General features: G+C 53.3%; 7 protein-coding genes. 5 read left to right on the plus strand and 2 right to left on the minus strand.

The window, feature by feature from the left end; all coding sequences use genetic code 11:
* The first annotated feature begins 27 nt into the window (after nt 1-27).
* The gene (locus G7Y43_RS09115; RefSeq protein ID WP_241158228.1) at nt 28-954 is read left to right on the plus strand and encodes a 4Fe-4S dicluster domain-containing protein; all 927 of its coding nucleotides are present in this window, start codon (nt 28-30) and stop codon (nt 952-954) included.
* A 90-nt stretch (nt 955-1,044) separates the two neighbouring features.
* Here the strand turns inward: G7Y43_RS09115 and G7Y43_RS09120 are convergent, their stop codons facing one another.
* Nucleotides 1,045-2,280 carry a response regulator transcription factor gene (locus G7Y43_RS09120; protein ID WP_165046100.1) on the minus strand — a complete coding sequence of 412 codons (1,236 nt, stop codon included), beginning with the start codon at nt 2,278-2,280 and terminating at the stop codon, nt 1,045-1,047.
* 496 nt (nt 2,281-2,776) lie between these two features.
* Between G7Y43_RS09120 and G7Y43_RS09125 the strand changes: the two genes are divergently transcribed.
* From G7Y43_RS09125 to G7Y43_RS09140, 4 genes are all read left to right on the plus strand, one after another.
* Complete coding sequence (locus G7Y43_RS09125; protein WP_165046101.1) at nt 2,777-5,800, plus strand: molybdopterin-dependent oxidoreductase; 3,024 nt, start codon at nt 2,777-2,779, stop codon at nt 5,798-5,800.
* Nucleotides 5,797-6,465 (plus strand): 4Fe-4S dicluster domain-containing protein, encoded by a 669-nt coding sequence (locus G7Y43_RS09130; protein WP_165046102.1) that lies wholly within the window; start codon nt 5,797-5,799, stop codon nt 6,463-6,465. The genes G7Y43_RS09125 and G7Y43_RS09130 overlap by 4 nt, the downstream gene beginning before the upstream one ends.
* Entirely contained in the window at nt 6,465-7,337 is an 873-nt protein-coding gene (locus G7Y43_RS09135) for a dimethyl sulfoxide reductase anchor subunit (RefSeq protein WP_165046103.1), read from the plus strand. The genes G7Y43_RS09130 and G7Y43_RS09135 overlap by 1 nt, the downstream gene beginning before the upstream one ends.
* A 333-nt stretch (nt 7,338-7,670) precedes the next feature.
* Entirely contained in the window at nt 7,671-8,045 is a 375-nt protein-coding gene (locus G7Y43_RS09140) for a hypothetical protein (RefSeq protein ID WP_241158229.1), read from the plus strand.
* Between the two features lie 14 nt (nt 8,046-8,059).
* Here the strand turns inward: G7Y43_RS09140 and G7Y43_RS09145 are convergent.
* Nucleotides 8,060-9,569, minus strand: a 1,510-nt coding sequence (locus G7Y43_RS09145; protein WP_165046104.1) for an AAA family ATPase, incomplete at its 5' end; no start/stop codon positions are given.

The following is a 9,569-nucleotide window of genomic DNA, read 5'->3' on the forward strand; positions in this document are numbered from 1 at the left end:
CCCAAATCACCTTCAGACTCAGAACTCATGGAGAAATGCCAATCGGCTCTGCACGCAACCCAAGGTAAACCCGTCATCGCCTGTCGTCATATTCTCGACGCAGCAAATGGCCTCTATGATCCCGAGAAGGTCGTTAGCGTTCGTTGTCTCGGACGCGTTGACGAGAGTCTTCTCGTATCGCTTGTCTCTCTTGGAGCAGAACGAATAACCCTCGTGGCAACCGGTTGCGAAGAATGCCCTCATGAACGAGGTGCGCAAGCTGCAAAACAGGCGTGTCTCGCAGCTAACCTACTGCTTAAGACATGGGGAAGCAACACCAAGATTCAAGCAGTAAAGAAACTTCCTTCCCGCATCCGTCTCGATCGCCCTGCTGAATACGACAACAGCCGCAGAGAGTTTCTTTCAGAATTGAAAGGCGGCGCCAAGACGGCTGCTAGCCTCTCTGTTGATTTCGCCTTGAAGAAGGTCGATACCGCAGAAGAAGACGTATCTAATGATCCTTTGATCAAAGTAAACGAAAACGGAGTTCTCCCCCAGGGATTCCCCGAGCGCCGGAAGCTTCTTCTTGATGCGCTCGACAACCTCGGCGAACCGGAAGATGCGACAATTGCATGCAGGCTTTGGTCATCTGTCGACATTAATGTCGATCGCTGCTCCTCGTGTCGCATGTGTGCAACCTTCTGCCCCACTGGTGCTATCTTCAAGTTCCATACAAAGAAGGGACATATCGGTGTCAAGCATCGCCCTCGTCAGTGCGTAAGCTGCGGCACCTGCTCGAGAATCTGCCACACCGGTGCCCTTCACCTCTCTTCTGAGGTATCTACCGAAGCGATCACATCAGCAAGCGTCTCACGGTTCGTCATGAAGCCAGTCGACAATCCACCCAGTCACCCTCAATCCATCGTAAGGTCATTGCGTAAGCTTATAAAAAACGACCAGGTTTACGAACGCTGATTCATTCGCTTACGCGCTTGCGTTTAAGAGGTGTCGCTTAAGTAGTTATCGGTTCTACTTGAACGACACCTCTTCTTTTGAGATTAAGTCTTACCGGTCATCTAGAGGCGAGGCTATATCAAGAAGCTCCTGTCTTGAATGGATGCTGAGCTTTTTGTATATGTGCTGTACGTGAATATTGACAGTTCCCTTCGACAGATAGATCTCTTCAGCAATACGGGCGGAGCTCCTTCCCTCCGCCAAAAGGATAAATACTTCAGTTTCCCGCTCCGTAAGCCCATACTGCTCAGCAATATCCATACGACGCTTTTCAAGCTCATCGCGAACTGAAAGCTTGCGATCGAACTCAGTAAGCAGGTGTACATCACGCTCGGTGAACACGAGGATGTACACGAAGACTAAAATAACGGCGGCAGCCTGGATGAAAGCAAGGTAACCCATCGGCGACGAAGCGGCAACTTCAACGGGTACGATTCCAAATAAGCCGAGGATGATTAAGTTCGGAATACGCTTAAGTGCTTCAATGATCCCGAAAACAAATACAGGAGACAAGCCAGTGCGCGCGCAAATCTGACATTCGCAGATAAACACTAGAGATCTGAAGACTGCATTACTGACGAATACAACACCGGATGCAAATGCAGAATTCTCATTCAGAACAGGCAGTGCCAGGATACAAATCAAAGAGAACAGAAACGATGTGCGATAGAGGGATACTGTATTGAACTTACCGTAAGAAACGCATGACAAAGCAAGGATAACTACGGCAAGAACCGACAAGAGCAGCACTGCAGCAAAATCGATACCAAAAGAGTCACCCCTGCCAAAGGTTTTCGCTATACCATTGATCGAATAGAACAGTAAAACCATGACGACAAGTTTACCTACGAGCGCCCAGTACCTATTCAGGTCATCGGCGCCAATAATCGACAAAGCTGCGAAGTCATCAGACGCATGCGCACCAACGCTAAGCAGTCCGACAATAACCATCGGCAAACAGAGCACGAGAATGAACAATACGCTCTGCGGTAGAAGATAGCAAAGCGACGCAGCAATAGTCGACCCCACAAGGGCGACAAACACCAGAGGAGCCAGATCTTTTCTGCTGGCAAAGAATATGGCAAGCATAAGAAGGATTGTTGCCGACCCAAGGCCCGTAAGTACCCCTCCCAAGAGGACAGATGTCGGCGCAACATCTGGACCTGCAAAGGGAAAACTTGTCAACACTGTTCCCAACGTACAGAAAAACACAGCGCACATGGAAACAAACGGTTTCGAGAGCCACTTCTCAGCCCGTTCATGCATAGCCGCACACATAACGAGCATGAGGCCGTTCGTGACCTGCGAAACGTCTCGTGCTAACACGTAAAGATCCTGCGTTTGCACAAACACATCCGACCCAGAAGAAGAGAAGTTGAAGTGAATCCACAACATGAAGCAGAAATACGAAGCTGTGAGAATAGCTTTCTGCTGCACTCCATCTTGCATGTACTCACGTAGCGCATATTCGCCAATCCTTAGTTTTAATCTCACCTTTTCGGTGCTCATAGAGCCCCCTCTCAGAGCATCTCTTGCACTTGATTATAGAGTTTTCCGAGATGAAAGCATATATACACTTTCTATATATATGCCGTTTCAGCACCAGAAGAACCTATATAAAATAGCCTTTTCAAAAAACTTCATCTATTCAATATTTACCCGCACAAACCCTAGCTCATACCATCTCACAAGAGAAGCGTGCGCCCAAACGGAAAGGGGGACAAATAGTGAGCGCACGTTCGAAACGTAAAACAAAAGAGACAAGGAAGAAGGGAGATTGCTTATGGAAAGGGCGAAACCATCTCGCTTTACCATGACACGTAGAAGCTTCCTCAAGACAGCCGCCATCACCGGTGCCGCCGCCAGCCTTGCAGGCACGTCTGCTATGACCGCATTGGCAGATTCCGATACCGTCGAGCAAACATCCACCGAAGTCAAGCGTATTCGCACCGCCTGTCGTGGATGCGGAAAGATGGAGTGCGGCGTATGGGTAACCGTCGAAAACGGCCGTGCTGTAAAGATCGAAGGTGACGATAGCGCTTGGCAGTCCAATGGCAACTGCTGCACAAAGTCGCAGGCTTCCCTCCAGGCAGCCTACCATCCTGACCGTCTTCGCTACCCGATGATCAGGACAAACCCTAAAGGATCAGACGACCCCGGCTGGAAGCGCGCGACCTATGACGAAGCGTTCGCCGCAATCATCAACGGCATGAACGACGTCGTTGACAAGTATACCAACAAAGGCTTCGTGTCAATTGAAGGCACCAGCCGACTGTACGCATCCTCCTGCTCACGTGCATACCGAGATTTGTTTGACGGCCTCAATTCGGCAGCCGCCACGCAGATCTGCAAGGGTCCACGCCGGGAAACAGGTGCTATGACTATCGAGAATGGTATCCATTGGCAAGCTGTTGTTGACTATCCAAAAGTATATGTACAGTGGGGAACTGACCAGACTCAGTCCAACTACGACGAAGCATGTCGAACCACCGTCGAAGCCGCCCAGCGCGCTGAAATATTCATCTCGATTGACCCGCGAGTGAGTAACTGCGGACATTCCGCCGACTACCACCTGCCCCTTCGCCCTGCAACCGACCTGGCACTTGCTCTTGGTTGGACACGTATCGTCATCGATCGAGAGCTCTACGACGACTTCATTGTTAAGTACTATTCCAACGCGCCGTTCCTCGTATGCGATGACATCGAACCCTCTGGATGGATCGGCGTCAAGGGAAACATCTCGGCTAAATTTCCGGTAAACACCCGCCTTTTGAAAGAAAGTGACATTGTTGAGGGCGGCGATGTCCACAAGTTCATGGTGTGGAACAACGCAACCGGCAAGCTCGCCTGGTTCAACGCCGACGAAGGAGCCGAGAAACCCGGCCTATGGGAAGGACAAACAGACTACAACATCCCGACAACCGGCTGGGAATACGAGCGTGGTGGTTGGGTTCCAGACTACCCCGAGCCCCCCGAGGGTATTGATCCGGCTCTATGGTGTGAAGACCCGGACGGATTCACCGTTACCTTGAAAGATGGCCGCCAGGTTAAATGTAAAACTGTCTGGCAGCGCTACTGGGATGACTGCGTCTCTGAGTGGACTCTTGAAAAGACCGCAGAAACCTGCGATCTCGATCCGAAGCTCATCGAAGATGCATGTCTCGCATGGGCAACCCGCATCGATCCGCGCTGCGGCAACGGTGGTCTCAACGCTCAACTTGCTCCCGAACAAACGGGCCGTTCCACCCAGACCTTCCGCGCAATCTACCTGCTATTCTTCATGACCGGCAACTACGACGAACCCGGTGGGAACCGCGGCATGACCCGCAACAGGTGCGCCAGCGCCATCCCACCCTACACCGCCTCCAAGTACTCCACCCAATCTGCTCTCTCCTTCACCGAAGGCAAGTACGCTGGTACCGAGGAATCCGAGATGGAGAAGCGCAAGGATATCGTCGGTGGCGACAAATTCCCGCTTACGAAATGGTGGAACACTTGGTGCGACTCTACCTCTATCTGGGAAACTTGCCACACAGGAGAGCCTTACCCCATCAAGGCTGGCACCTGCGGCGCAGGTGACTTCATGAACAACTCCAACGCCATGTATGCGTGGGAGGCCATCATGGACTTCGACTTCTTCTTCGTTGTCGACCTATGGCATACCCCAGGCAGCCGTCTAGCCGATGTTATCCTACCCGCCAATCATTGGCTTGAGTGCACGGGTTGGCTACGCCAATCCCAGGGATCCTCTGGTGCCTTCGGCGCAAACGTACCCTGCATCGAGCCCCCCAGCGGCGTTTATTATGAGCCCGATCTGGTCAAGAACCTCTACAAGGCCGCAGGTCGTCCGTTCTTCGATCCAGAAGAAGGCGACCCGTGGGATCGTCCCTTCACGGACGCGCTCGACAAGCACGTTGCCAACATGGGAATGTTCGACAGCTGGGAGGAGTTCAAAGAAGAGTTCCAGAAGCACGGATGGTGGCAAAGCAAGGATGTCTATCCCGAAGACTGGGGTACGTACCGCCGTTACATGATGGGCTATCTCCGCAACGGCAAAGGTGGAAATAAGGCCCTGATGTATGACGGAATCCCTGGCACAAGTCTTCCGACCATGAAGGTTGAATTCTGGTCCACCATTATGGAAAGCCTTGTTCCTGGTGCCAACGCCGAGCTGCCTGTTTATGACGAGCCTCCCATGAGCCCTGTATCAACCCCCGAACTATTCGAAGACTACCCGCTCATTATGACAACCGGTCGACGCATTCCGGTTTACTTCCACAATGAACATCGACAGCTTCCGTGGTGCCGCGAGATTTGGCCAGCACCCCGCGTGGAAATTAACCCGGCTGATGCTGCTGCCGCGGGCATTGCTCAGGGCGACTGGGTGTGGATCGAATCCGCATGGGGCAAAGTACGCCAGTGTGCCGATCTGTTCCATGGCGTTAAGCCTGGCGTTATCAACTGCGAGCATCAGTGGTGGTTCCCCGAGCTTAACGACGCAACCAAGGGCTTCGACCTTTGCAATATCAACAACATCAACAACAAGAACGCGCAGGATCCGTACTGCGGATCGTGTCAAGTTCGCGGCATCCCCGTGAAGATCTATAAAGCTACGGCGGAAAACTCCCCGTTCGGCAATCCCGTTCCCTGCGGTGCCGATGGCACGGAGATCATCCACGACGCATCCGACCCGCGTTTGAAGCAGTGGAAGAAGGCTTGCGACAAGATCGCAGCTGATCCGAGCCTCGGCGAGTCCTTCTCCGACCTTCATCAGGACTCCAACAAGTGGGAGGTGTTCTCGTCATGACGCAATACGCAATCGTAACCGACCTTGAAAGATGTGTGGGATGTCTTGCTTGCATGACCGCATGTAAGATGGCTAACGACGTGCCCATTGGTAGTTTCTGGAACAAGGTCATGCGCATTGGGCCGAACCCAAAGTACGAAGGAGCTATCTCCCCTGATGTGGAAATGTACTTCCTTCCCGTTGGTTGCCAACACTGCGAGGATCCAGAGTGTGTGAAAGTGTGCCCCACCGGCGCATCTCGAAAACTCGAAGACGGCACTGTTCAGATCGACAAGTCCAAGTGTATTGGCTGTCAGTTCTGCGCCATGGCCTGCCCCTACGGCGTACGCTACCTGAACGAAGAAGAGCGAGTCGTCGAGAAATGCACACTGTGCGAGCAGAAGATCGCCCAAGGTGAACTACCTCAGTGCGTTATCAATTGTGGTGGCCGCGCGCGGTGGTTTGGTGACCTTGAAAAAGGAATCGAAAACTTCGAAGCGTACGACGAGCCAAAAAGCCTTGAGGGTGGCCTGTCCTACGAGGACATGTGTAAATCTCGCGCTCGCTTGGGAGACTACCTTGAAGACTTTGATGAATCCCAAGTTTACGCCCTTCCTAACGTCGGCAACGAACCTGCTTTCCGTTACATCCTTCGCAAGCACACGTGGCAGGGAGAGGAGGAATAATGGAACTTCAATGGCCCCTTATCATCTTCACCACTCTCGTAGCCTGGTCTGCCGGCTTGTTCGCCAGCCAGTGCGTCTTAGGTCTCAAGGGTATAGCATCTAAAGCTCAAATGCCCGCATGGATCGCCTCAGCAGCTTTGCTTGCAGTTGGCGGTATTGCAGTCTTCTTCCATCTGGAGCATTGGGACCGCATCTTCAACGGTTTCGGAAATCTGACCTCCGGCATTGCTCAGGAACTCATCGCTATCGTCGCCCTTGCCATTGTGGCCGTAATCTACTTGGCAATGATTCGTAAAGGCGATGGCAAAGCCCCTGCGTGGATCGCCATTATAGGTATCGCCGTAGCTGCAATCCTTGTGATTGTCATGGCTCACAGTTACCTGATGGCCTCCCGTCCGGCTTGGAACTCACTGTTGTGGGTACTTGCCGTGCTGGGCAATGCCTGCGTACTCGGCCCTGCCACCATGTCTGCAATTATCGCTGCCGTTGACAAGGAAACTGACATGAAGCTGTCCGACCTCATGTTGCTTGGTGGTTCAGCCGTAAATGCCGTAACGACTGTTGCTTATATTGCCGCTGCTGCTGCGGCAACAAGCGCGTTCACTACAATCGGCTACAACTTCGACCCGGTTCACCCCACGAAACCTCTTGCCGACGCAGCCGCCTATTCCCCTTTCGCTGGCGATTCAATGATCCTCACCATTGTTGCAATCGTCAGTGCGATTGCTGCCCTCGCTGTCGCCTTCCTTGCGAAGAAGCAGGGTAAGCAGGTTATCTGGGGCTCTGTCGCGGCAGCATGCGCCTTCGTCGGCGCCCTAACCCTGCGCATGGTTTTCTACAACATGGGTGCAAGCGTATTCATGTTCTTCTAAGGCCATTCATATCTATGGCACCACCCCCTCGGTGCCATAGATACACTGCTCTTTTGCAAAACAACACCCCGCCCGTCTCGACACCCCCTCCCGGGACGGGCATCCTAAAAAGCCCCCAATGGGTGCGACTCGCCAACCCCTAACCCCTTGCAAACAGCGAGTCGTCCCCGCTGGGGGCTTTTGGGAATGATCAGTCACCAGTATATATTGCTGTCCCGCTATCGCCGTTAAAACAAAGTTTCGGCAAAAAGGCGGATGAATGTCGCGAAAGTCTTTTGATGTACGGCAAACAACGGGTATCATAACCCAAGACAAAGGAAACGCGATTCGCACATGCAGGACGGTCACATGGTAACTTCTCTGAACATACCCCAGGAACGAGAGCTTCACCGATTGCTCGAATACGAGCGCACCACGTGTGGCGCAGGCGGCGAGGCGATGTTCCGCTGTGCCTTCCCTTTGCTTGAGAACAACACGTTACAAACAGAGCTCATCGAAAAGGGCATGCTCGCAGTTCGCGCTGACCAACATCGCGGAAGTGTGGTCGTTATCACCAGCGACGGTTACTCATACTTCGCCGAGTTGCAACGTAGCGAAATGGAGCACGCGCGCGAGCAACGCCGCGAAGTGCGTATTGTCACCTACTCGGTCATGCTCGGTGCCATCTGCGCCATTGTCGGCTTCATCATCGGCCACATCTTCGCCTAAAGAAACGATAGGGCTTAGTCGTGCAGCACAGGAGAAGAGGAACACCTGTCTGCATAACACGAGCACGCCACGTTTTTGCCACTAACCGCCACGCCCCAGAAAAGAGTGCCCTCCCTTCCGGAGTGCGCTCCTGCTCCATATACGCGATCGCGAGCCTGAGCGAGAGCAGCGCGAGCCAATTCGTCTAGGTTCTCGGCCTTGGGCGTATCGGGTCTTGCATACTTAAGCTCAAGAACGATAACAGGTCGACGATCGGGATCGATCGGCTGAACTCGCACATCAAAACGGCCTTTACCGGCCTCACGGTTGGATATTGGATCCTCGTAGCCGCGCATGCCAAACAATAGTCCCAACACGAGCATATGGTAGCTGTTCTCGCGCGTCAGGTCGAAGCAGCTGGCCGACTCATACAGGACACCCTTAAACTCTTCGGTAGCCACGTCGGCCTCGCCCTCCGTCAGGGCTCGGTGCAGTTCGACAAGCCGACCCCCATTGCCCGACACCTCAGAAAAGCGGTCGACGATCTCCGCACGGAACAGCTCTCTGATTTCGGCATTCGGAATGCGCAGCGGGCGCTCTCTGCGTGTGTTATTCGGAAGCTCTGTGTCCTCAGTGGTAAGGTAGCCAGCCAAATACAGCATGCTCCAAAGCGCACCCGACCGAATTCCCGCATCGGGAAACACCACGCCCAAATCCAACGACTCGCTCACCGTGCCCTCCGGTTTCATAAGAGTATACAGCCGTTCCCATGTGCGATCGTCCGCACAACGCACCATCTCCCCCAGTACCGAATTGGAAGAAGTATTGCCCCAGTACACATCGGCTACACAACCACTGTCAAAGAAGTTGAGTACACTCCAGGGATTGTATACGTCCACGCCCCCAAATCGATACCCGTCGTACCATTTTCGAGCCTTGCCGGCGTCATCCGGCACGTCCAGGTACTCAGCCAAGGCATCAACCTCATCATCAGTAAACCCATAGCGCTCGTCGGATACTACGTTGAGCGCGGTGCTTACCTTAAGGTTGTTAAGGTCGGAGAAAATTGACTCTTTAGTGATGCGCTGTACGCCTGTGAGCACCGCAAAGGCGAGCGCGTTGTTGTCCTTCAAGGCACCGGTGAGCCAGCCCTTCAGGAAGGCCACCACTTCTTGGTAGTAGCCATATGTATAGCCCGCCATCACCGGCGCGTCGTATTCGTCAATAAGAACAACGGCGCGACGGCCGTGATGCTTGAAAAGAAGACGACACAGGTTCAGAAGAGACCGGCCCATATCGGTACTCAGACGCCCTTCCATGATAGTCGCGACGTATGCACGCTCGGTGTCGGAAATCCGATCGCTCTGAGCGAGATAGGCGTGGCGTTCGTATTCGACCGAAATATTCCCCCGAATTGCAGCACTCGCTTCGTCCCACGCCAGCTGTTTCGCGTCGTTGAATGAAATGCGTACAACAGGGTATGCCTGGAAGTATTCCTGATAGCGGCCACCCTCAGCATCCCATACGGCAAGGTTTTGAAAGAGC

This window comes from Adlercreutzia sp. ZJ138 (assembly GCF_011038935.1).
In the GTDB taxonomy this organism is placed as follows: Bacteria; Actinomycetota; Coriobacteriia; order Coriobacteriales; family Eggerthellaceae; genus ZJ141.

What these genes read in the sequence shown, in the direction of transcription:
- G7Y43_RS09115 (WP_241158228.1), top strand. Translation starts at nt 28, where the DNA reads ATGGAGAAATGCCAATCGGCTCTGCACGCAACCCAAGGTAAACCCGTC.
- G7Y43_RS09120 (WP_165046100.1), bottom strand. Translation starts at nt 2,280, where the DNA reads ATGCTCGTTATGTGTGCGGCTATGCATGAACGGGCTGAGAAGTGGCTC.
- G7Y43_RS09125 (WP_165046101.1), top strand. Translation starts at nt 2,777, where the DNA reads ATGGAAAGGGCGAAACCATCTCGCTTTACCATGACACGTAGAAGCTTC.
- G7Y43_RS09130 (WP_165046102.1), top strand. Translation starts at nt 5,797, where the DNA reads ATGACGCAATACGCAATCGTAACCGACCTTGAAAGATGTGTGGGATGT.
- G7Y43_RS09135 (WP_165046103.1), top strand. Translation starts at nt 6,465, where the DNA reads ATGGAACTTCAATGGCCCCTTATCATCTTCACCACTCTCGTAGCCTGG.
- G7Y43_RS09140 (WP_241158229.1), top strand. Translation starts at nt 7,671, where the DNA reads ATGCAGGACGGTCACATGGTAACTTCTCTGAACATACCCCAGGAACGA.